This window comes from Alkalihalophilus marmarensis DSM 21297 (genome assembly GCF_000474275.2).
GTDB classification, from domain to species: Bacteria; Bacillota; Bacilli; order Bacillales; family Bacillaceae_D; genus Alkalihalophilus; species Alkalihalophilus marmarensis.
Map to the genome: position 1 here is coordinate 1 of NZ_ATAE01000056.1, position 22,505 is coordinate 22,505.

Sequence of the window (22,505 nt, forward strand, 5' to 3'; positions counted from 1 at the left end):
TTAAGCTCTTTTGCGCCGATGGTAGTTGGGGGCTTCCCCCTGTGAGAGTAGGACGTTGCCAGGCGATAAAGCACAATCCAAATGGGTTGTGCTTTTTACTTTCCTATTCATATAAGCTTGACCACGGAACCGGCGCAATAATGAATAAAGTAGAAACAATGGTTCCCCACAATGATGCATTTCCTTCCTGAACAGACGCAATCAGATGACATTGGCGCAATTGACGTCTCAATAGACGCGATCATTAAAGGAATAGGCGCAATTTAGGAGTCTGCCAATGTAATAGCCGCTCGTACTGACGCAATTAGTGACCGGAGCAGCTGCGCGCCTATATCAATCAAACAAGCGCTTGGACCCGGCCCTTCCTATCTTCCTCTATATACTCTATGACCTCTCACCGATAATCAATTCAGAATTATGCCTGTCCCAATACATTGGAGTTCGTTCTGGATAATCAAAAAGATATTTAAAGTACCATGTATACAGTAAGTTATGCTGCTTTTCTAGTGTGCTGAGTTCATGTGTATATTGACGTAATTCGCTCGTAACGGAATCTCCTGCTTCATGCTTCTCTATAATTTCTCCTTTAAGCATTTCTACTCTTTCCGTCTTTATTTCAATCATTTGATAGCCTAAATAGGTCATAACACTAAAACAAACGACTAAAAAGAGAGTGAAGAAGATAAAGATTGGTTTAAGTTCATTAAACATTATAATTTTCTCCTTTCAAACAGTTACTTTTAAAACCCGTCGTTCATTGCCCGTCCGAATAATATGCAGAAGAACGAAACTGCAGGTCTTGCCATATACTATGTAACTCAGAGTAGAGGTGTCCCAAAAATAAGATAGATTGTAAGAGAATATGACTAATTTAGTTTTTTGAGTAGATAAACTGACAGAGCAATAGTGTAGCCAAGCTGTAGTACGTTAAGATCTTAATAAGGAAAATAATAGAAGGAAGGATTGATATATGTGCTTACACATTATTTAGAAGATCATTTTGGGATTTATAAGGAAGATGAGATTATTTCACCTAAGACAAATAAGAAAGTTCCTGTGCATCGAATCATTCATATGCTAGAGGAAAAAGGGAAGCTTCAGCAGGTCTCACATACGATAAAAGCTATTCAGTCTTTAGGGAGAAAAGGAGTAATCACCTATCTGTCTAAATTAATTGATCAAGAATAAGGACGGAATCAAAAGATCTCCTTTATAATAGAAAGAAAAAGAAAGCCTCTAGATATAGAGGTTTTTTGTTTGATGGGAGAGTGTGGGTATGATTGACTTAAGAAGTGATACAGTGACTAAACCAACTGCTGCAATGCGAGAAGCGATGTACCGGGCAGAAGTGGGCGATGATGTATACAAGGAAGATCCTACGGTAAGAAGACTAGAAGAGCTTGCTAGCCAAATGTTAGGCAAAGAGGATGCTTTGTTTGTGACGAGTGGTACCCAAGGAAATCAAATTGCTGTATTAACACATTGTCGAAGCGGAAATGAAGTTTTGCTCGAGCAAGATTCTCATATTTTCTATTATGAAGGAGGGGCAATTTCTGCTTTTGCTGGTGTACAAACAAGAACAATCCCCGGTAATAAAGGAGAAATGGACCCTCGTCAAATTGAGCTTGCCATTCGAGGAAATGATATTCACGAACCAGAAACAGGATTGATTTGTGTAGAGAACACTCATAATCGCGCTGGGGGTGCTATTGTCTCCGCAGAAAATATGAAAGCTATTTTTGAGGTGGCAACAGCTCATGCTGTGCCTGTTCATTTAGACGGGGCAAGATTATTTAACGCTGCTGTAGCAAGTAATTGCTCATTGAAAGAGTTCACCCAATATACGGATACGGTTCAAGTGTGTTTATCTAAAGGACTAGGGGCACCGATTGGTTCGATCATTGCTGGACCGAAAGAATTTATAACGAGCGCAAGAAAGTGGAGAAAGAGGCTCGGAGGCGGATTAAGACAGGTTGGAACAATCGCTGCTCCAGGGCTTATTGCGTTAAGTGAAATGGTTGACCGTTTAAGTGAAGATCACCACCATGCAAAGATTCTAGCAGAGGGAATCGGGTCAGTGAATGGCTTGGAGGTTGTGAATACCGTAGATACTAACATTGTGTTAGTAGATGTGTCTGGTAAAAAGCTGGCTTCAAATGAGTTTATCGAGAAACTGTCTGATGCAGGTGTTAAAGCTGTATCGTTTGGTCCTTCCGTGGTACGATTTACGACACATTACGACGTGTCCAAACAGGAAATAGAAGAGGCATTAAGATTCATCAACTCTATATAAGCGTATATTTGAGAGGGAGGGAAAACAGAGATGTCAACAACCATTCATGCGATACATATTGGCCAGCCTAGGAAAGTGGCACATGGGAAGCAGCTAATAAAGACAAGTATTTTTAAGGAACCTACTGATCAAAGAGTTGAAATCCATTCGTTAGGAATCAAGGGTGATACGCAATCAGACTTGGTAAACCACGGGGGCGTAGATAAAGCAATCTGTGCATATTCATACGATCGCTACCCTTTTTGGGAAGAAAGGCTAGGTCAGCCGGTCGGATATTCGGCATTTGGTGAGAATATCACTTTATATGGATGGTTAGAAGAAGAGGTACATATAGGCGATGTATTTGAGCTTGGATCGGCTGTTGTGCAAATTAGCCAGCCGAGACATCCATGCTATAAACTCGGTATTAAGCACCAGCAGCCCAAAATGCCGTTATGGGTGAAGGAAACGGGGTACAGCGGGTTTTATTTTAGGGTGTTAAAAGAAGGGCATGCTTCAGTGGAGGATGGTCTTAAACGCATTGAATCATATTCTCATAATCCAACCGTGATGGAAGTGAATAGGTGCAGAAATAATCCTGCTGCAACCAAAGAAGACCTGACAAAAATGCTGGAAATTAAGGAGTTAGCTTCTGAATGGGTTGAGGCATTTACAAAAAAACGAAATGAGATTTAGAGAATTCTTTCCTATGAAAGAGTTCTTTTTTATTTCACATAAGAGTAAATGAATGGAAATAATTGTTCGGGGCAAAATAAACCCACAACAATAGGGTAGGTGGTTATCATGCCTTCAATTATGTCAATTAGTACGTATACTCCGCCCAACACATTAAATCAAAATACAACAACAGAGTTTGCGAGAGAGCTGTTTGGTGAGAGCTTTCAAGATATCGAAAGGCTTCTGACTGTATTTTCAAACGGGCAGATTGATGAAAGACAGTTTGCTGTGCCGATGGATTGGTTCAAGGAAGATCATTCTCTTAAGGAGAAGAATGATCTCTATATTGAACTGGCGACTAAATACGGGGCAGAAGGGATTAAGAAATGTTTAAGTAATCGGCTGTTTCTAAAAGAAGATGTGGATGTAGAAGACATTGAAGCAATTATTCTTGTGTCTAGTTCTGGTATGGCCACACCAAGTATTGATGCAAGGATTATGAATGTACTTCCTTTTTCTGCTCATACGAAGAGAATCCCAATATGGGGATTAGGTTGTGCCGGCGGAGCGGCTGGAATCAGCCGTGCGTATGAATACTGCAGAGCTTATCCTGAATCCAATGTACTTGTTGTCTGTATAGAACTGTGCAGTTTAACGTTTCAACGTAATGACCGCTCTAAAAGCAACCTTGTTGGAACATCGTTATTTGCAGATGGCATTGCCTGTGCCTTAGTTTCGGGTGATCATTCTTCTATGATAAATAAATGTGAAAAATCTGTTCGACCGGTTATACGGGAAACCATGAGTACGCTTATGCCTGATTCTGAAGAAGTGATGGGCTGGGATGTGAGAGATACTGGGCTGCATGTGGTCTTCTCACGTGATATTCCATCTATTATTAAAAAATGGCTTAAGCCTAATGTGGATCAATTTCTAACGCAAAATAAATTAGAATCCGGACAAGTTGATGCGTTTGTGGCTCACCCTGGAGGCAAAAAAGTATTAGAAGCATATGAAGAAACCCTTTCTATTCCGAAGTCCATGACGGCTGTTTCAAGAGAAGTATTAAAGAAGCATGGGAATATGTCATCTCCTACGGTCTTATACGTGCTTGAGGAATTTATGAAAAAAGAAATGGCACCAGGATCTTACGGACTGATGGCGGCCCTTGGTCCTGGCTTTTGTTCAGAGTTAGTTTTACTTCAATGGGAGGGTGTTCATTAGTGGGATTGGTATATATTTTTATCGGATTTGTCATCATTCAGCGATTGGTTGAAGTCGTCATTGCGAATCAAAATGCAAAATGGATGAAAAAACAAGGCGGTTATGAGGCTGGCAGGGAACATTATAAATATATTTTTGTCTTGCATGCGTTCTTTTTTGTCGCCCTGCTTATAGAAGTGTCTTCTGTGCAAGCGGGAGGAGTAAAGTGGTCACTCATCCCTCTCGTTGTATTTTTGATTGCGCAAATAGGACGTGTATGGGCATTGTCCTCCCTTGGACGTTTCTGGAATACACGTATCATGATCCTGCCAGGCGCAAAAGTAGTTGCAAAAGGACCGTATCGTTTTATGCGTCACCCTAATTATGTCATTGTTACACTAGAACTCTTTGCTCTGCCGCTGATTTTTCAAGCATACTGGACCGCAATCGTCTTCTCACTCTTAAATGCAGTCATCTTAAGAGTGAGAATTAAAGAAGAGGAGCGAGCGTTAAAAGAAGCGACTGATTATGAGGAAGTGTTTAAAGAAAAGGGACGATTCATCCCAAGTTATGATGAGTAAAGGCCGGCTGAGCTGGCCTTTTTTTATTCGAGGAAAAGAGATAAAAGAAACGATGATTCAACCAAATCACCTATATCATTCAGTAGAATTAACGTGGTACGATTACACCTAATATGAACTAAAGGGTGAGGAGGGGGAGGAAATGGCTGCATTTCTGATGGAACATGCGCTTGTTATGGTCTTGACCATCTTAATTATTAATGTGGTGTATGTTACGTTATTTACAGTTAGGATGATATTCACTTTAAAAGGACAGAGGTATTTAGCTGCAGGTGTCAGCGTAATCGAAATTCTAGTCTACGTGATTGGACTTAGCTTAGTGCTTGATAATCTTGATCAGCCTCAAAATTTGATTGCCTATGCTTTAGGCTATGGGATAGGTGTTATAATTGGTATGAAGGTAGAAGAGAAGCTGGCACTCGGATATATCACTGTAAATGTAATTACAAAAGAATATGAACCAGACATCCCCAATGCTTTAAGAGATAAAGGGTATGGTGTGACAAATTGGGTCGCTTACGGGCGAGAAGGGGAGCGTTTGATGATGGAGATACTAACCTCGAGACGGTCAGAGCAAAATCTCTATCAAACGGTGAAAGAGCTCGACCCGAAGGCTTTTATTATTTCACACGAACCAAAAGCATTTTTTGGAGGATTCTGGGTTAAAGGAATACGGAGGTAGCAATAGTGGCTAAAAAGAAAAAAATGAAATTTGAAGTCGGCGAAAATGAATCAATCGGAGACTGCTTAGATCGTATGCAAAAAGAGGGCTATCAACCCGTTCGCCGGATGGAAGAACCTGTATTTGAAGAGAAGAAGAAGGGGCGTCAGGTTGAATATATTCCTGTTAGACAGAAAATCGTATTTGAAGGGAAATTGGTAGAAGGCGAACAATAATAGTCTGACTTTTTATCATCGTTCGACTTTTTGTTGACAGATCGTGTATCTGCTTGTAAGATGAAGATGAATAAACGAGAAAACAGAATATCACCTCATATAATCACGGGAATAAGGCCCGAAAGTCTCTACCCAATGACCGTAAATCGTTGGACTATGAGGGAAAGTGTCACTTCATTAGGATAGGTTTATTGAAGTGTCATGAAAGCGTGGAATTAGCTTCCTTTCTCTCAGTAGACAAAGATAGCTAATTCTGCGCTTTTTTTATGAGTAAAGTGCTATAGAAAACGCAACAAAGGGGAGAACATGATGAAGCCAGTTGTGGGAGTTATTATGGGGAGCACATCGGATTGGGAAACGATGAAACATGCATGTGAGATCTTAGATGAGCTTAAGGTTCCATACGAGAAAAAAGTTGTTTCTGCCCATCGTACACCTGACTTGATGTTTGAATATGCAGAGTCGGCAATCGAGCGAGGGCTAGAAGTCATTATTGCAGGGGCAGGAGGAGCAGCGCATCTGCCTGGCATGGTAGCCGCTAAAACGGTACTGCCGGTGATAGGAGTGCCTGTTGAATCAAAATCTCTTAAAGGGATGGATTCTCTCCTCTCAATTGTACAAATGCCTGGCGGAGTTCCTGTTGCCACTGTAGCCATCGGGGCTGCCGGAGCAAAAAATGCCGGTCTTCTTGCAGCACAAATTTTAGGTTCAACTGATAGAGAGGTTCAATCTAGATTAATAGATAAACGTGAAGCAACAAAAAAAGCAGTCTTAGGAAGCAGTGAGACGCTATGAGCAAAGTGATTCGACCAGGTTCTACGATTGGAATTATTGGCGGCGGCCAGCTCGGCAGAATGCTTTGTATAGCAGCGAAACAAATGGGCTACAAAACAGCGGTGCTCGAGCCTGCATCATCCTCTCCATGTGAAGGGTTAGCCGATGTACTTATTCAAGCAAGATATGACGATAAAGAAGCAGCGAGAGAACTTGCGGCCGTCTCAGATGTGATCACCTATGAATTTGAAAATATTGATGCCGAAACAGCGGCGCTTTTGACAGAAGAAGCGTATTTCCCGCAAGGATTTAAACTGCTTCAAACAACACAGCATCGGATTCGTGAAAAAGATTCCGTTTCCTCACTTGGTATAGAGGTCGCCCCGTATCAGTCGATAAAGAATCTAAACGACTGCCAAGCTGCAGCTAAAGATATTGGTTTTCCAGCCGTGCTGAAGACGTGTCGTGGCGGCTATGACGGAAAAGGGCAGGCTGTTGTGCATGATGAAGCTGAATTACTCAAGGAAGCGAAGCAACTGTTAGAATCAGGAGAGCTAGTGCTAGAAGGGTTTATCCCTTTTAAATGTGAGATTTCCATTATTGTCACTCGCTCAACTCTAGGGGAAGTGAAGACATTCCCGGTAAGTGAAAACATTCATGTCAACAGTATTCTTCACCAATCAATCGTGCCAGCAAGAGTAGAGGCAGAGTGGCTAAAGAAAGCTGAAACAATAGCAGAGACAATAGCAGACGGACTCGGTTTAACGGGCATACTAGCTATTGAGATGTTTGTGACCAATGAGGGTGAAGTGATTGTAAATGAGCTAGCACCAAGGCCTCATAATTCAGGGCATTACACGATAGAAGGTTGTTTCACTTCTCAATTTGAGCAGCATATTAGAGCGATTTGCGGACTGCCGCTTGGGTCAACGCATCTTTTAGGAGCGACAGTGATGGAGAACATCCTAGGTCAGCATCTAGAGGAAGTAATAAGCGAACTTGATTATTTAAGTGAGGCGAAACTTCATCTATACGGCAAAAAAGAAGCAAAAGATAACCGGAAAATGGGCCATATTACGGCGATGGGTGACACGGTGGAGGATGCACTTGAAAAGCTCAAGCGAAGAGTGAAGCGAATGTGCTAGAATGAGTAAGGTATTTTACTTATAAAGTTGGAGGATGGTTAGATGATTGAACGTTATACACGTCCTGAAATGGGTGCCATTTGGACAGAAGAAAATCGTTACAAAGCATGGTTAGAAGTAGAGATCGTAGCATGTGAAGCATGGGCAGAGCTTGGCGAAATTCCTAAAGAAGATGTGGCTAAAATTCGTGAGAACGCAAGCTTTGATGTCGCTCGTATCCACGAAATCGAAGCAGAAACAAGACATGATGTAGTTGCTTTCACTCGTGCCGTTTCAGAAACACTAGGGGAAGAGCGCAAGTGGGTGCATTACGGACTAACGTCTACAGATGTGGTTGATACGGCTTTATCTTATCTGCTTAAACAAGCAAATGAGATCTTACTGGCTGACTTAGAGCGTTTCTTAGGCATCATTAAAGATAAAGCGATTGAACATAAGTACACTGTAATGATGGGACGTACGCACGGTGTTCACGCTGAGCCAACGACATTTGGCTTGAAGCTTGGCCTTTGGTATGAGGAAATGAAACGCAACATCGAGCGCTTTAAGCATGCAGCAGAAGGGGTTCGTTTCGGTAAACTTTCAGGTGCTGTTGGAACCTATGCTAATATCGACCCTCGTGTAGAGGAGCTTGTTTGTGAAAATCTTGGACTTAATGCAGCCCCGATTTCTACACAAACATTGCAGCGTGATCGTCATGCAGAATACATGGCTTCGATTGCTCTTATCGCTACATCGATTGAGAAGTTCGCTGTAGAGATCCGCGGTCTGCAAAAGAGTGAAACGCGTGAAGTGGAAGAGTTCTTTGCTAAAGGACAAAAAGGATCATCGGCTATGCCACATAAGCGTAACCCAATCGGCTCTGAAAATATGACAGGACTTGCACGTGTGATCCGTGGTCATATGCTGACAGCTTACGAGAATGTTCCATTATGGCATGAGCGTGATATTTCTCACTCTTCAGCTGAGCGTATCATTCTTCCAGATGCAACAATTGCGCTTAACTACATGTTAAATCGTTTCGGAAATATCGTGAAAAACTTAACGGTGTTCCCTGAAAATATGAAGCGTAATATGACTCGTACGTACGGTTTAATTTACTCACAGCGTGTATTATTATCACTGATTGATAAAGGAATGGCTCGTGAGGAAGCATACGATCTTGTTCAGCCGAAGACGATGGAGGCATGGGAAAAAGGGATTCAATTCCGTGAGCTAGTGGAAGCTGAAGAAGCAATTACTGCTGTACTCTCAAAAGAAGAGATTGATGATTGCTTCGATTACAACTATCACTTGCAGCATGTGGATACAATCTTCAAGCGTCTGGGACTAGAAGCGAATTAAATAAAATAGAGGAGTGAACAGCGCTCCTCTTCCAAAAGTAATATTGCCAATATTCTGATTGTGAGGGTGGAGTATGGAAAAACGTGAACTGCTATACGAGGGAAAAGCGAAGAAAATATATCGTACAGATAACGAAAGTATTTTGTGGGTTTCTTATAAAGATGACGCAACTGCTTTTAATGGAGAAAAGAAAGCTCAGCTTGAGGGTAAAGCAAGGCTGAATAATGAAATCACATCTCTCATCTTTAAGCATTTAGAGGCAGAGGGGCTTGAAACTCATTTTGTTGAAAGACTATCAGAAACTGATCAGTTAGTTAGAAAAGTAGATATTGTTCCACTTGAAGTTGTTGTGAGAAATCAGGTAGCCGGAAGTATGGCTAAACGCTTAGGACTTGAAGAAGGCTTGAAACTCGCACGTCCTGTTGTGGAATTCTACTATAAAGACGATGCATTAGGAGACCCCCTTATTACAGAAGATCATATTGCGATACTCGCAGCTGCAACTCCTGAAGAGGTAGACCAGTTAAAATTAATGGCGCGTAAAGTAAACGAGCACCTGCAAAAGCTTTTTGCCACAATTGATATTAAATTAATTGATTTCAAACTTGAATTTGGCCGGACCGAGAGCGGTGAACTTCTTTTAGCAGATGAAATTTCACCGGATACATGCCGTCTTTGGGATATGGAAACAAACGAACGTTTTGATAAAGATTTATTCAGACGTAATCTAGGAAACTTGCAAGCTGGTTATCAAGAAATTTTAACTCGACTAGGAGGCCCAACATGTACAAAGTAAAAGTGTATGTAACGTTAAGAGAAAGTGTACTAGACCCTCAAGGAGTAGCAGTGAAAAGTGCTCTGCACACAATGGATTACAAAGAAGTAGAAGATGTACGTATTGGTAAATACTTAGAGCTTGCTGTAAATGAGACCGAAAATATTGAAGCTAGAATCGAAGAGATGTGTGAGAAACTGCTTGCTAATACAGTAATCGAAGACTACCGCTATGAAATCGAGGAGGTTGTCCCGTCATGAAATTTGCAGTAATCGTTTTTCCTGGCTCAAACTGTGATGCTGATATGTATCATGCAATCTCTGATGCTCTAGGAGCTGAAGCAGAGTACGTATGGCATCATGAAACCTCTCTTCAGGGATTTGACGGCATCTTGCTTCCGGGAGGGTTCTCGCACGGCGACTATTTACGCTCAGGTGCGATTGCACGCTTTGCTCCTATTATGAAAGCTGTCATTGAGGCTGCTAAAGAAGGAAAGCCAGTGCTAGGTGTATGCAACGGATTTCAAATTTTACTAGAAGCAGGTCTTCTTCCTGGGGCGATGAAGCGTAACGAGGGATTGAAGTTCATTTGTAGACCAGCTGTCTTAACGGTTGAAAATGAAAAAACGATGTTTACAGCAGGCTATGAAAAGGGTCAGGAAATTACGATCCCAGTCGCGCATGGCGAAGGAAACTATGAATGTGATGATGCAACTTTTAACGAACTTGAAAAGAACGGACAGATTATTTTCCGTTACCAAGACAATATCAACGGTTCACGTCATCAGATTGCTGGAATTATGAACGAAGCAGGAAATGTTTTAGGGATGATGCCGCACCCTGAGCGTGCAGTGGAAGCATTGCTTGGAAGTGACGATGGATTAGCATTATTTCAATCAATTGTACGAAATTGGAGGGAAACTCATGTCGCTACTACTTGAGCCTACAGCAGAACGTGTAAAAGAAGAGAAACTCTACTTGGAAATGGGTCTGACAGATGCGGAATTTGAGCTGGCAGAATCCATTTTAGGACGCACACCAAATTATACGGAGACAGGCTTATTTTCAGTCATGTGGTCTGAACACTGTAGCTACAAAAATTCAAAAGTGCTGCTACGCAAATTCCCGACTGAGGGAGAGAAGGTTCTTCAAGGGCCTGGAGAAGGAGCGGGGATTATTGATATTGGCGACTCGCAAGCTGTCGTATTTAAAATCGAGAGCCATAATCATCCTTCAGCGATTGAGCCTTATCAAGGAGCAGCTACAGGTGTAGGCGGTATTCTTCGTGATGTATTTTCAATGGGAGCTCGTCCAATTTCGTTATTAAATTCACTGCGTTTTGGTGAGTTGACATCACCAAAAGTTCGTTACTTATTTGAAGAGGTTGTAGCTGGGATTGCTGGCTATGGTAACTGTATCGGTGTACCGACTGTTGGCGGCGAAGTTCAATTTGATCCTTGTTATGAAGGGAATCCGCTAGTAAACGCCATGTGTGTCGGTTTAATTGACCATAAGGATATTCAAAAGGGTCAGGCAAAAGGTGTCGGCAATACGGTGATGTATGTTGGAGCAAGCACGGGGCGTGATGGAATTCACGGGGCCACATTTGCCTCTGAAGAGCTTAGTGAGGATTCGGATGAAAAACGTCCAGCCGTTCAAGTTGGCGACCCATTCATGGAGAAGTTATTGCTAGAAGCATGCCTTGAGTTGATCCAATCAGACGCCCTTGTAGGGATTCAAGATATGGGTGCAGCTGGATTAACGTCATCTTCAGCAGAGATGGCAAGTAAAGCGGGCTCAGGTATTGAGATGAACCTAGACCTCATCCCTCAGCGTGAAAAAGGGATGACGCCATATGAGATGATGCTCTCAGAATCTCAAGAGCGCATGCTCATCGTTGTCAAAAAAGGCCGCGAACAAGAGATTAAAGAAATCGTTGATCGTTGGGGCTTACTATCAGCTGAAGTTGGAGTTGTAACTGATGACAAACGTCTTCGCCTTCTTCACAACGGAGACATTGTAGCTGATGTACCAGTTGATGCACTGGCAGAAGAAGCACCGGTTTATCACAAGCCATCGAAGGTACCTGCTTACTACGAGGAGTTCCAAAAACAAGAGGCATGGACACCGGAAATTGACGATCCAAAAGAAACATTAGTCCAATTGCTTGCGCAGCCAACGATCGCAAGCAAAGAGTGGGTGTATGACCAATACGATCACATGGTTCAGACAAATACGGTTGTCACACCGGGTTCTGATGCGGCAGTTGTTCGTATCCGTGGAACACGCAAGGCACTTGCGATGACAACTGATTGTAATTCACGTTACTTATATTTAGACCCAGAAGTAGGCGGTCAAATCGCGATTGCTGAAGCTGCTCGTAATATCGTTTGTTCTGGTGCGACACCGCTTGGCTTAACAGATGGTTTAAATTACGGAAGTCCTGATAAACCAGAGATCTTCTGGCAGTTAGAGAAATCAACTGACGGCATGAGCGAGGCTTGCCGTGTTCTTGAAACACCTGTTATCGGCGGAAATGTCTCTCTTTACAATGAAACGAACGGCGTTGCTGTTTACCCAACACCGGTAATCGGCATGGTAGGACTTATTGAAGATGTAGATCATATCACGACTCAAACATTTAAAGAAGCAGGAGACTTCATCTATCTCATTGGTGATACAAAGGCTGAATTTGGAGGCAGTGAGCTTCAAAAAATGCTGAACGGATCGATCTCAGGCAAGGCGCCTACACTTGATCTTGAAGTGGAGAAAGCTCATCAAAACATGTTATTAACAGCAATCAAATCAGGGCTTGTTGCCTCTGCTCATGACGTAGCAGAAGGCGGCGTGGGAGTAGCACTTGCAGAGAGCTTAATTGGAACAGAACTTGGGGCAGATGCAGTATTAAATGGGGAGATTATCTCACAGCTGTTTGCAGAATCTCAATCTAGATTTATCGTTTCAGTGAAGCCTGCGAACCAAGCTCAATTTGAACAAGTAGTAAAAGCGACCTTAATTGGTTACGTCACAAATGATCCATCGCTTGTTGTGAAATCAGCTGATGAGAAGACGGTACTGAATGTATCAGTAGATGAAATGACTAAGGCTTGGAAGGGAGCCATTCCATGTTTGCTGAAATCAAAGGCTTAAATGAAGAATGTGGTGTATTTGCTGTCTGGGGTCATAAGGATGCTGCTCAAATTACGTATTATGGACTGCACAGCTTACAGCATAGAGGACAAGAAGGAGCTGGCATCGTCGTCACAGACGGTGAGCAGCTCTCCGTTCATAAAGGAATGGGGCTTGTAAATGAAGTATTCAGACCAGAGGACCTAACGTTGCTGCACGGAAAAGGAGCGGTTGGCCACGTTCGTTACGCTACAGCAGGCGGAGGCGGCTTTGCCAATGTGCAGCCGCTCCTGTTCCGCTCTCAGCGTGGGGGTTTAGCGCTTGCTCATAACGGTAATCTAGTGAACGCCAACAATCTGAAGCATCAGCTAGAAGGGCAAGGCAGTATCTTTCAATCGACTTCTGATACAGAAGTGTTAGCTCATTTAATTAAACGCAGCGGGTACTACACACTAGAGGATCAACTGAAAAATGCTCTAAGTATGTTAAAAGGGGCCTATGCATTTGCGGTCATGAACGAGACTCAACTAATGGTCGCTCTTGACCCGAATGGCTTGCGTCCGCTCTCTATTGGACGCCTTGGAGATGCTTATGTGGTAGCAAGTGAGACTTGTGCATTTGATATTATTGGGGCTGAGTACGAGCGGGATGTGCAGCCGGGTGAACTTGTAATTATTGATGATAATGGCTTACGTTCTGAGCGTTTTGTCAGCTCGCAGCCAAGAGCAATCTGCAGTATGGAGTATGTCTATTTTGCTCGTCCTGACAGCAATGTTGATGGGGTGAATGTTCATACCGCAAGAAAGAATCTCGGAAAGCAGCTGGCATATGAAGCACCTATTGAAGCGGATGTTGTGACAGGAGTACCGGATTCTAGTATTTCAGCAGCGATTGGCTATGCAGAGCAGACCGGTATTCCGTATGAGCTTGGATTAATTAAGAACCGTTATGTCGGCCGGACGTTTATCCAGCCTTCGCAAGAGCTTCGTGAGCAAGGAGTGAAAATGAAGCTGTCAGCCGTGCGTGGTGTAGTTGAAGGGAAACGCGTGGTAATGATCGATGATTCGATTGTACGCGGAACAACGAGTAGACGAATTGTACGGATGCTTCGTGAAGCGGGGGCAAAAGAAGTTCATGTACGTATCAGTTCACCGCCTATAAAGAACCCGTGCTTTTACGGAATCGATACATCAACAACAGAAGAGCTGATTGCATCAAATCATTCCATTGAAGAAATGAGAGACATGATGGGTGCAGATACATTAGCTTTCTTATCAACAGAAGGACTTATGGCTGGCATTGGCCGTGATAGTCTAGAACCTAATTGTGGGCAGTGTTTAGCATGCTTTACAGGACAGTACCCAACAGAGATCTATGCGGATACACTTCATCCACATGCAAAAGTATAACAACCGATTTATTGGAATAAAGGGGAGGAACCAAGGATGTCAGAAGCATATAAGCAAGCCGGAGTAGACATTGAAGCAGGGTATGAAGCCGTTCGCCGTATGGGCCAGCATGTTAATCGTACAAATCGCCCAGGAGTCATGGGGGGATTAGGCGGTTTTGGAGGCATGTTCGACCTTTCAAGCTTAAAAATGAAGGAGCCCGTATTAGTATCAGGAACAGACGGGGTAGGAACGAAGCTGATGCTTGCGTTTATGATGGATAAGCACGATACGATCGGTGTTGATGCGGTTGCGATGTGTGTGAATGATATCGTAGTTCAAGGGGCTGAGCCATTGTATTTCCTTGATTATTTAGCTGTAGGAAAGGCTGATCCCGTTCGGATTGAGTCGATTGTAAAAGGTGTGGCTGATGGCTGTGAGCAAGCAGGCTGTGCCTTAATTGGCGGAGAAACAGCTGAAATGCCGGGCATGTATAGTGAAGATGAATATGATGTAGCCGGTTTTTCAGTCGGTGCGGTTGAGAAGAGCGATTTACTTACAGGTGAAGAAATTACTCCAGGCGATATTGTGATTGGGCTTTCATCAAACGGTCTCCACAGCAACGGCTTCTCTTTAGTACGAAAAGTATTTCTAGAGGACAACAAGCTTTCGTTACATGACACTCTTCCTGGACTTGATGGCACGTTAGGAGAAGAATTGCTTACACCAACGAGAATTTACGTGAAGCCTTTATTAGAAGTGCTTCGTACTTACTCTGTTCACGGCCTGGCCCATGTAACCGGAGGCGGTTTTTACGAAAATATTCCGCGTATGCTTCCTGATGGCTGCGGTGTTGAAATTGATTTTGGCTCTTGGCCGATCCACCCTGTTTTCTCACTGCTTGAAGAGTACGGCAGTCTATCAAAAAAGGATATGTTTAGTGCGTTTAATATGGGAATTGGAATGATTGCGGTCGTTCCTGAAAAAGACCATACTAACGTGATTCGTACCCTTGAAGCGCAAGGCGAGAAAGCATTTATTATCGGTCGAGTGACAAGCGGTGCAGGAGTGACGATTGGAGGCATTGATTGATGAGGCGGATAGCTGTTTTTGCTTCTGGAAACGGAACAAATGCACAAGCGATTATTGATCAAGCAAAAAGCGGTGTGCTCGAATGTGAAGTGGTGCTTGTTGTGAGTGATAAGCCGAATGCATTTGCATTAACACGAGCAAAAAATGCAGGGATCGACACGTTTAGTTTCAAGCCATCTGATTTCAAAAATAAAGAAAGCTACGAGTCCGAGTTGGTCAAGAAGCTAAAAGAGAAAAACGTACAGTTTATTGCGTTAGCTGGATATATGCGCCTGATAGGGCAAACGCTGCTTAAGGCATTCGAAGGGAAAATAGTAAATATCCATCCATCTTTATTGCCGCAATTCCCTGGTCTTGATGCGATCGGCCAAGCGATGAATGCTGGTGTAAGGGAGACTGGTGTGACGATCCATCTTGTAGATTCAGGAATGGATACCGGTCCGATTATTGCTCAAGAAACAGTACAGGTTGATCAAGATGATACAATGGAAACATTAACAACAAAGATACAAGCAGTGGAACATCGGCTTTATCCTGCGATTATAAAGGGGTGGGTAAAGTCTTTAGAGCCGGAAGGAGTTATGAGCAAATGAAGAGAAGAGCATTAGTCAGTGTATCAAACAAAGAAGGCATTATCCCTTTTGTAGAAGGTTTAGTGAAAGAAGGATTTGAAGTTGTTTCTACAGGCGGAACGAAAAAAGCAATTCAAGAGGCAGGCATTCCTGTAACAGGGATTCAAGATGTGACAGGATTTCCTGAAATCTTAGAAGGCCGTGTTAAAACCCTTCACCCAAATATTCATGGTGGATTGCTTGCGATGCGTGATAAAGATGATCACAAAGCGCAGCTTGAAGAACACAATATTACACCGATTGATGTGGTTGTTGTGAATCTTTATCCTTTTCAACAAACGATCGCAAAACCAGGTTCAACATTTGAAGATGCTATTGAAAATATTGATATCGGCGGTCCAAGCATGCTTCGAGCGGCGGCAAAGAACCATAAGCATGTGACGGTTGTTGTTGACCCACAAGATTATGACACAGTACTAGCTGAACTTAAAGATGGTGTGACTGCTGAAACACGCCGCCGCCTAGCTGCAAAAGTATTCCGTCATACAGCTTCTTATGATGCAGTCATCGCTGAATATTTAACGGAAGCAACAGGCGAAGAAAGTCCGGAAACTCTAACAGTTACATATGAGAAAAAACAAAGCTTGCGCTATGGTGAAAACCCTCATCAAAAAGCGACATTTTATAAAAAGCCGCTTGCAAAAGATGGATCAATTGCTACAGCTGTTCAGTTACACGGAAAAGAACTCTCTTACAACAATATTAATGATGCAGACGCGGCTCTTGCGATTGTTAAAGAATTTGCAGAGCCTGCTTGTGTAGCTGTTAAACATATGAACCCGTGTGGTGTGGGTACTGGTAAGACAATTGAACAAGCGTATGATAAGGCATATGAAGCAGATCCAGTTTCCATTTTTGGCGGGATTATTGCTCTTAATAAAGAGGTAGATAAACAGACTGCGCTTAAAATGAAAGAAATCTTCTTAGAGATTATTATTGCGCCTGCATTTACTGAAGAAGCACTTGAAGTATTAAAAGAAAAGAAAAACCTTCGCCTCTTAACAGTGGATACAACAAAAGCCGAAGGAAAAGAAGCAAGCTTGACATCGATCCACGGTGGACTTCTTGTTCAAGATGAGGATACCTTCAGCTTTGATGAAGCGGATATCTCTGTACCGACAAAGCGTGAGCCTTCTGAAGAAGAATGGAGTGCATTGAAGCTTGCTTGGAAAGTCGTGAAGCACGTGAAGTCAAACGCGATTGTTCTAGCAAATGATCAAATGACTGTTGGTGTTGGAGCTGGTCAAATGAATCGTGTCGGGGCAGCTGCGATTGCTCTAGAGCAAGCAAGCGAGCGTATGGAAGGCGCGGTTATGGGTTCAGATGCTTTCTTCCCAATGGGTGATACAGTTGAAGCAGCAGCAAAAGCTGGCGTGCGTGCAATCATTCAGCCAGGCGGATCGATCCGTGATCAGGAATCAATTGATATGGCTGATCGTTATGATATTGCGATGGTATTTACAGGGGTACGTCATTTCAAACATTAAGAGGAGGCGTCTTGGATGAATGTGCTTGTTATCGGAAGCGGCGGACGTGAACATACAATTGCTTGGAAATTAAATCAGAGTAAGCAAGTGGATCAAGTATTCGTGGCGCCTGGCAATGATGGGATGAAAGATGTGGCAGTAACCGTTCCAATCAGTGAGGCAGATCACGCAGGGCTTATCCAATTTGCGAAAGAAAATGAAGTTGAGTTGACTGTTGTTGGACCAGAGGTGCCTCTTTTGGCAGGTGTAGTGGATGCTTTTATTGCTGCTGGCTTAAAAGCATTTGGCCCCACAAGAGCAGCGGCGTGTCTTGAAGGAAGTAAATCGTTTGCAAAAGAGATTATGCAAAAATACAATATCCCAACAGGAGCGTATGACACATTTACAGACTACAATTCGGCTGTGCAATACGTAAAAGAAAAGGGAGCTCCTATTGTTATTAAAGCTGACGGATTGGCTGCGGGTAAGGGTGTAGTTGTAGCGATGACTGAAGAGGAAGCGACCGCTGCCCTTCATTCTATGCTTAATGATGATGCCTTTGGTGAAGCTGGTGCATCAGTTGTCATTGAAGAATACTTAGAGGGCGAAGAGCTTTCGTTAATGGCATTCGTGAACGGAGACATCGTTGTACCGATGGTTGCTGCTCAAGATCATAAGCGGGCATTTGACAATGACGAGGGCCCGAATACTGGCGGCATGGGAGCTTATTCACCTGTACCTCAGTTTGGTGAAGAGCAAATTAAAGAAGCGGTCGAGACAATCTTAAAACCGACTGCAGCTGCGATGATTAAGGAAGGCCATCCGTTTACAGGTATCTTATATGCGGGGTTAATGATGACGACAACAGGTCCTAAAGTAATTGAATTTAACGCGCGCTTTGGCGACCCAGAAACACAAGTGGTGCTGCCGCGGTTAGAATCTGATTTAGAGCAGGTCATGCTAACGCTGTTAAACGGGGAGAAGCCGAATCTTAGCTGGTCTGATGATGCAGTCATTGGAGTGGTGATGGCGAGTAAAGGTTATCCGGCGTCTTATGAGAAGGGCTCAGTCATCAAAGGACTCGACACATTAAAAGACGACAAAGCATTGGTTTTTCACGCCGGAACAAAGCGTGTAGATGATAACTGGGTAACAAACGGAGGCCGCGTCTTATTAGTCGCTTCAAAAGCGAAAACTCTAAGCACGGCTAAAGAAACGGTTTATGAGGCCATTAAGCATATCCAAAGTGATGGGCTGTTTTATCGCTCTGATATAGGCCACAAAGCTATTTCACGCGTTTCTTCTTCATAAACACATATAAAAATGCAACAATACTTCCTATCAGTAAAATATAAATAAAAAGAGAATCTGTTGCATATTCTTGAATATTGAACATGTTGTCACCTCCAGTGATGATAAACCGTATAAGTTCTAGACTTATACGGTTTTTGTTTACCTTAAACGAAGCATGCCCTTCCGCCTTTCGGTCTAGCTGCGGCTCCTTGTCCTGCGGGTAAAAACGGTGCCTCGAATGAAGACAAAAAGCGTCTTCATATCGCTGCCCCTCATTTTACCGCATGCCAGTGAAGTCGCCTTCGCCTTTCGGGGTGTCTAGCTTCATGGCATTGTCCTTCGAGAAACTTTTGTGAATCAAACGAAGACAAAAAGCGACTTCTTTTTGCTTCCCCTAAGTTTTCGAATGCCAGAACATGCCCTTCCGCCTTTCGGTTCTAGCTGCGGCTCCTTGTCCTGCGGGTAAAAACGGTGCATCGAATGAAGACATAGAGCGTCTTCATATCGCTGCCCCTAATTTTACCGCATGCCAGTGCAGTCACCTTAGCTTTTCGTTCCTATGACGGGTTCATTACTCTGCCGTCTTGGTGGTGTTCGTCGTCGTGGCTTTGGTGGTGGTTGTGGTCCATTAGTTCGCTTTTCGCTAAATAGACAAGCGGGCAGAAGCGGGTAATTCCTTCTGCAATTTTCATACCGCCTAGCATGGCAGCTAAGAGTGATCGATTGCGGTTTGGTTTTCGTACCATTTTTGCGATTGAGTAAGCAAGGACAGTAAAGCCTGCTGTAATTCGGATTAATGCATCAATTCGTCCAATATTTGGTTTCATTTTTTCATCATCTGCCTTTCTTGTGAACGTGTTCACGAATTTGTTAAAAAAACATGTAAAAAGATTTGACAACTTTAGTGAGTTAATGAGTGATTGTATGGTACGATAGGAGCAACAGAATAATTTACAAAAAACAGGAACTTGGAAACGGGTGATTTCACATGACGGAGCGAATTTATCGCTGGACAAAAAAACGTTTACGCCAACAACTCGAAGTTGTTAGAGGAGAGCAGGCGCCTTCGCTCGTCCTAAAAAATGCAACCTATTTAAACCATGCGAGAAAGAAATGGTTACAAGCAAATATATGGATTGCACAGGATCGTATTGTTTATGTTGGAGACGATCTGCCTAACACATTAGACGGAACGGAAATTGTGGACTGTTCAGATCAATATATAGTCCCTGGATATATCGAGCATCATGCTCATCCATTTCAACTTTATAATCCCCACAGCTTTGCAAAATATGCAGCTTCACGTGGAACGACAACCTTGATTAATGACAACATGATGTTCTTTTTAAATCTCGAAAAAAAGAAAGCGCTTTCTTTGATAGAGGCACTAGATGAGCTTCCAACCTCTATGTATTGGTGGTGCCGATATGATGCTCAGACCGAATTAAAAAGTGAGGAAGCGTTCTCAAATTCTAAAATGAAAGCATGGCTTGAGCATCATTTAGTCATCCAAGGCGGGGAGTTGACTTCTTGGCCGAAGGTATTGACTGGAGATGATGCTACTCTTCATTGGATGCAGGAGACCACAAGACTTAGAAAACCGATTGAAGGGCATTTGCCTGGAGCTTCAGAGAAGACATTATCTCAAATGGCCTTGCTTGGTGTGACCTGTGATCATGAAGCGATGACAGGAGAAGAGGTCGTAAGAAGGTTGAATTTAGGATATACAACCTCTCTAAGACACTCATCTATCCGCCCGGATCTGCCGAAGCTGCTTAAAGAAATGCAAGAGCTTGGGGTAGATGTGTTTGATCGTTGCATTATGACTACAGATGGTTCTACACCAACGTTTTATGAAGACGGGGTCATGGATCATTTGATTAAAATAGCCTTAGATGCAGGGATTGAACCAATTGATGCCTATGCGATGGCAACATATAATGTCGCGAAATATTATAACTTGGATCATAAGTTAGGGATGATTGCTCCTGGTCGAGTGGCTCACCTGAACTTTTTAAATGATATAAATGATCCTAAGCCAACCTCAGTCATTGCAAAAGGTCAATGGGTTGTAAGAGATGGGCGTCAATGCGAAGGATATGAGTCTTTTCCATGGGAGGATTATGGAATTGAGCCTCTGAAAATTGATTGGGAATTAAAAGAAGATGATCTTCATTTTTCGATGCCAATGGGAATTGAAATGGTGAATGCCGTTATTTTAAAGCCTTATCAAATTCCAATTGAATGCACAGATCGCACATTAAGCCAAGATCACGACGAAAGCTTCTTTGTGATGTTAGATAAGAATGGCAAGTGGCTGATCACTTCTATGCTAAAAGGATTCGCAAATCGTATCTCAGGCTTTGCTAGCTCGTTTTCAAACACTGGCGATATCGTCTTGATTGGTAAAAACATTTCGGATATGGTTAGTGCCTTTAATGCACTAAAAGAACAAGGCGGAGGGATGGCGCTTGTAGAAGACGGAGAAGTTATCGGTTCAATCCCATTGAAGTTATTCGGTATGCTGTCTAATAAAAATATGAATGAGGTTATCAAAGAAGAAAAAGAGTTTGTAGGTATGCTTCGTGAGCGTGGATATAAACATGAAGATCCTATTTACAGCCTGCTTTTCTTCTCATCCACCCATCTCCCGTATATACGTGTCACACAAAGCGGGATTTATGATGTTCATAAGAAAACGGTACTCTTTCCTTCGATTATGCGTTAAACTATAAAAGAGTTTATGTTTTTATATTATTTAGCAAAGGGCGTAGACATTAAATGAAATGGTGGATGATTATAGCGGTTGCAGCTACAATGTTTACAGTCGCAGGATGCAGCAATGATTCAACAGAAGAGAGTGAACCAACAAATACAGAACAAGATACAGAAACAATGGAGAAAGAGTCAGAAGAGAATGCAGCAGAATTACCTTTTACTCATCCACTAACAGGAATGAAAAGCGAATATGAAGCAAAGAACCGCCCGGTCGCAGTCATGATTAATAATCACCCAGCAGCGAGACCTCAAACCGGCCTCGTGGATGCGGATGTCGTGTATGAGGTGTTAGCTGAGGGTGAAATGACACGTTTTGTGGCCATTTTCCACAGCACGCTGCCAGAAGAAGTTGGACCGGTCAGAAGTGCAAGAGAATATCATATTGAACTCGTTAATGGGTATGACGCAGCTTTTGTGACACACGGTTGGAGTCCAGGAGCAGAACAGCAGCTTCGGGCTGGCAGAACCGATTATTTAAGCGGGCTTCAATATGATGGGAGCTTGTTTCAGCGCTCAAGTGACCGCCGAGCCCCACATAATTCCTATATCACATTTGAAAACATAAAAAAGGGTATTGAGCAGGAAGGGTATGAGTGGGAAGCTGAAGTCACTCCGCTTACTTTTTATACAAATGATGATATACAGGTAGTAGGAAATGCGGCTTCTGAAGTTGTGATTAATTATCTAAATCGTAATGAGGTCACATACTCGTATGATGAGACAACAGGAATGTATCGCCGCTTTAACGGGGAGATGCAGACTGTTGATTACAGAACGGACGAGCCTCTAGAAGCAGCAAATTTGTTTATCGTGGAAACAAGTCACCGGGTAGTCGATGATGCAGGCCGCAGGGAAATTAATGTTACCGAAGGCGGGCGAGGTCTTCTTATACAAAGCGGTATTGCGAATGAAGTGATGTGGAAAAACATTGACGGTAAGATACTTCCTGTTGACGAGAATGGAAATGAAATGCCACTCAAGCCAGGCTTGACTTGGATTAATATTGTTCCCTCCTCACCAGGTATGGATGAGAGTGTAACCTATAATTAGTGAAAGGTG

At 42.9% G+C, this 22,505-nt stretch carries 25 protein-coding genes and 1 riboswitch; of the genes, 22 read left to right on the top strand and 3 right to left on the bottom strand.

The window, feature by feature from the left end; all coding sequences use genetic code 11:
- Positions 1-191, top strand: a 191-nt coding sequence (locus tag A33I_RS21360; protein ID WP_041203610.1) for a hypothetical protein, incomplete at its 5' end; no start/stop codon positions are given.
- 193 nt (positions 192-384) lie between these two features.
- Here A33I_RS21360 and A33I_RS17670 read toward each other — a convergent pair.
- Entirely contained in the window at positions 385-711 is a 327-nt protein-coding gene (locus tag A33I_RS17670) for a hypothetical protein (protein WP_022629647.1), read from the bottom strand.
- A gap of 261 nt (positions 712-972) precedes the next feature.
- On the opposite strand from A33I_RS17670, the gene A33I_RS17675 reads away from it, so the two are divergent.
- The 19 genes from A33I_RS17675 to purD all read left to right on the top strand — a co-directional run bounded on the left by A33I_RS17675 (position 973) and on the right by purD (position 18,686).
- Entirely contained in the window at positions 973-1,188 is a 216-nt protein-coding gene (locus tag A33I_RS17675; protein WP_022629648.1) for a hypothetical protein, read from the top strand.
- Between the two features lie 88 nt (positions 1,189-1,276).
- On the top strand, positions 1,277-2,293 hold the full coding sequence (locus tag A33I_RS17680; protein WP_022629649.1) for a threonine aldolase family protein: 1,017 nt from the start codon (positions 1,277-1,279) through the stop codon (positions 2,291-2,293).
- A gap of 30 nt (positions 2,294-2,323) precedes the next feature.
- Positions 2,324-2,968, top strand: coding sequence for an MOSC domain-containing protein (locus tag A33I_RS17685; RefSeq protein ID WP_022629650.1), 645 nt, complete (start codon positions 2,324-2,326; stop codon positions 2,966-2,968).
- Positions 2,969-3,076: 108 nt separating this feature from the next.
- A complete protein-coding gene (locus A33I_RS17690) occupies positions 3,077-4,174 on the top strand; it encodes a type III polyketide synthase (protein ID WP_022629651.1) in 1,098 nt (365 codons plus the stop codon).
- Positions 4,174-4,734 carry an isoprenylcysteine carboxyl methyltransferase family protein gene (locus A33I_RS17695; RefSeq protein WP_022629652.1) on the top strand — a complete coding sequence of 187 codons (561 nt, stop codon included), beginning with the start codon at positions 4,174-4,176 and terminating at the stop codon, positions 4,732-4,734. Before A33I_RS17690 ends, A33I_RS17695 begins: the two co-directional genes overlap by 1 nt.
- A gap of 142 nt (positions 4,735-4,876) precedes the next feature.
- Positions 4,877-5,416, top strand: a complete 540-nt coding sequence (locus A33I_RS17700) for a DUF2179 domain-containing protein (protein WP_022629653.1) — start codon at positions 4,877-4,879, stop codon at positions 5,414-5,416.
- 23 nt (positions 5,417-5,439) lie between these two features.
- Positions 5,440-5,631: an NETI motif-containing protein gene (locus tag A33I_RS17705; protein ID WP_031311813.1), complete on the top strand. Its 192-nt coding sequence runs from the start codon at positions 5,440-5,442 to the stop codon at positions 5,629-5,631.
- Between the two features lie 75 nt (positions 5,632-5,706).
- Positions 5,707-5,808, top strand: a riboswitch (purine riboswitch).
- A 132-nt stretch (positions 5,809-5,940) separates the two neighbouring features.
- A complete protein-coding gene (gene purE, locus A33I_RS17710) occupies positions 5,941-6,426 on the top strand; it encodes a 5-(carboxyamino)imidazole ribonucleotide mutase (protein WP_022629655.1) in 486 nt (161 codons plus the stop codon).
- The gene (gene purK / locus A33I_RS17715; protein WP_022629656.1) at positions 6,423-7,550 is read left to right on the top strand and encodes a 5-(carboxyamino)imidazole ribonucleotide synthase; all 1,128 of its coding nucleotides are present in this window, start codon (positions 6,423-6,425) and stop codon (positions 7,548-7,550) included. Before purE ends, purK begins: the two co-directional genes overlap by 4 nt.
- A 42-nt stretch (positions 7,551-7,592) precedes the next feature.
- On the top strand, positions 7,593-8,894 hold the full coding sequence (gene purB, locus A33I_RS17720; protein ID WP_022629657.1) for an adenylosuccinate lyase: 1,302 nt from the start codon (positions 7,593-7,595) through the stop codon (positions 8,892-8,894).
- Positions 8,895-8,967: 73 nt separating this feature from the next.
- The gene (gene purC, locus A33I_RS17725) at positions 8,968-9,690 is read left to right on the top strand and encodes a phosphoribosylaminoimidazolesuccinocarboxamide synthase (protein ID WP_022629658.1); all 723 of its coding nucleotides are present in this window, start codon (positions 8,968-8,970) and stop codon (positions 9,688-9,690) included.
- Positions 9,678-9,929, top strand: a complete 252-nt coding sequence (gene purS / locus A33I_RS17730) for a phosphoribosylformylglycinamidine synthase subunit PurS (RefSeq protein WP_012957354.1) — start codon at positions 9,678-9,680, stop codon at positions 9,927-9,929. The genes purC and purS overlap by 13 nt, the downstream gene beginning before the upstream one ends.
- Positions 9,926-10,609, top strand: coding sequence for a phosphoribosylformylglycinamidine synthase subunit PurQ (gene purQ, locus A33I_RS17735; RefSeq protein ID WP_022629659.1), 684 nt, complete (start codon positions 9,926-9,928; stop codon positions 10,607-10,609). The genes purS and purQ overlap by 4 nt, the downstream gene beginning before the upstream one ends.
- Positions 10,593-12,818 (top strand): phosphoribosylformylglycinamidine synthase subunit PurL, encoded by a 2,226-nt coding sequence (gene purL / locus A33I_RS17740; RefSeq protein ID WP_022629660.1) that lies wholly within the window; start codon positions 10,593-10,595, stop codon positions 12,816-12,818. The genes purQ and purL overlap by 17 nt, the downstream gene beginning before the upstream one ends.
- Complete coding sequence (purF, locus tag A33I_RS17745) at positions 12,794-14,206, top strand: amidophosphoribosyltransferase (protein WP_022629661.1); 1,413 nt, start codon at positions 12,794-12,796, stop codon at positions 14,204-14,206. The genes purL and purF overlap by 25 nt, the downstream gene beginning before the upstream one ends.
- 36 nt (positions 14,207-14,242) lie before the next feature.
- Positions 14,243-15,277: a phosphoribosylformylglycinamidine cyclo-ligase gene (gene purM, locus A33I_RS17750; RefSeq protein ID WP_022629662.1), complete on the top strand. Its 1,035-nt coding sequence runs from the start codon at positions 14,243-14,245 to the stop codon at positions 15,275-15,277.
- On the top strand, positions 15,277-15,870 hold the full coding sequence (gene purN / locus A33I_RS17755; protein WP_022629663.1) for a phosphoribosylglycinamide formyltransferase: 594 nt from the start codon (positions 15,277-15,279) through the stop codon (positions 15,868-15,870). The genes purM and purN overlap by 1 nt, the downstream gene beginning before the upstream one ends.
- Entirely contained in the window at positions 15,867-17,396 is a 1,530-nt protein-coding gene (gene purH, locus A33I_RS17760) for a bifunctional phosphoribosylaminoimidazolecarboxamide formyltransferase/IMP cyclohydrolase (protein WP_022629664.1), read from the top strand. Before purN ends, purH begins: the two co-directional genes overlap by 4 nt.
- A 15-nt stretch (positions 17,397-17,411) precedes the next feature.
- Positions 17,412-18,686 (top strand): phosphoribosylamine--glycine ligase, encoded by a 1,275-nt coding sequence (gene purD, locus A33I_RS17765; RefSeq protein WP_022629665.1) that lies wholly within the window; start codon positions 17,412-17,414, stop codon positions 18,684-18,686.
- Here purD and A33I_RS21485 read toward each other — a convergent pair.
- Together A33I_RS21485 and A33I_RS17770 are read right to left on the bottom strand one after the other, a co-directional pair.
- Complete coding sequence (locus tag A33I_RS21485) at positions 18,661-18,771, bottom strand: EYxxD motif small membrane protein (RefSeq protein WP_012957362.1); 111 nt, start codon at positions 18,769-18,771, stop codon at positions 18,661-18,663. The genes purD and A33I_RS21485 overlap by 26 nt on opposite strands.
- A gap of 454 nt (positions 18,772-19,225) precedes the next feature.
- Positions 19,226-19,495 carry a YgaP family membrane protein gene (locus A33I_RS17770; protein ID WP_022629666.1) on the bottom strand — a complete coding sequence of 90 codons (270 nt, stop codon included), beginning with the start codon at positions 19,493-19,495 and terminating at the stop codon, positions 19,226-19,228.
- Positions 19,496-19,656: 161 nt separating this feature from the next.
- Between A33I_RS17770 and A33I_RS17775 the strand changes: the two genes are divergently transcribed.
- The gene (locus tag A33I_RS17775) at positions 19,657-21,396 is read left to right on the top strand and encodes an adenine deaminase C-terminal domain-containing protein (protein ID WP_022629667.1); all 1,740 of its coding nucleotides are present in this window, start codon (positions 19,657-19,659) and stop codon (positions 21,394-21,396) included.
- Between the two features lie 53 nt (positions 21,397-21,449).
- Positions 21,450-22,496, top strand: coding sequence for a DUF3048 domain-containing protein (locus A33I_RS17780; RefSeq protein WP_022629668.1), 1,047 nt, complete (start codon positions 21,450-21,452; stop codon positions 22,494-22,496).
- The last annotated feature ends 9 nt before the right edge of the window (positions 22,497-22,505 follow it).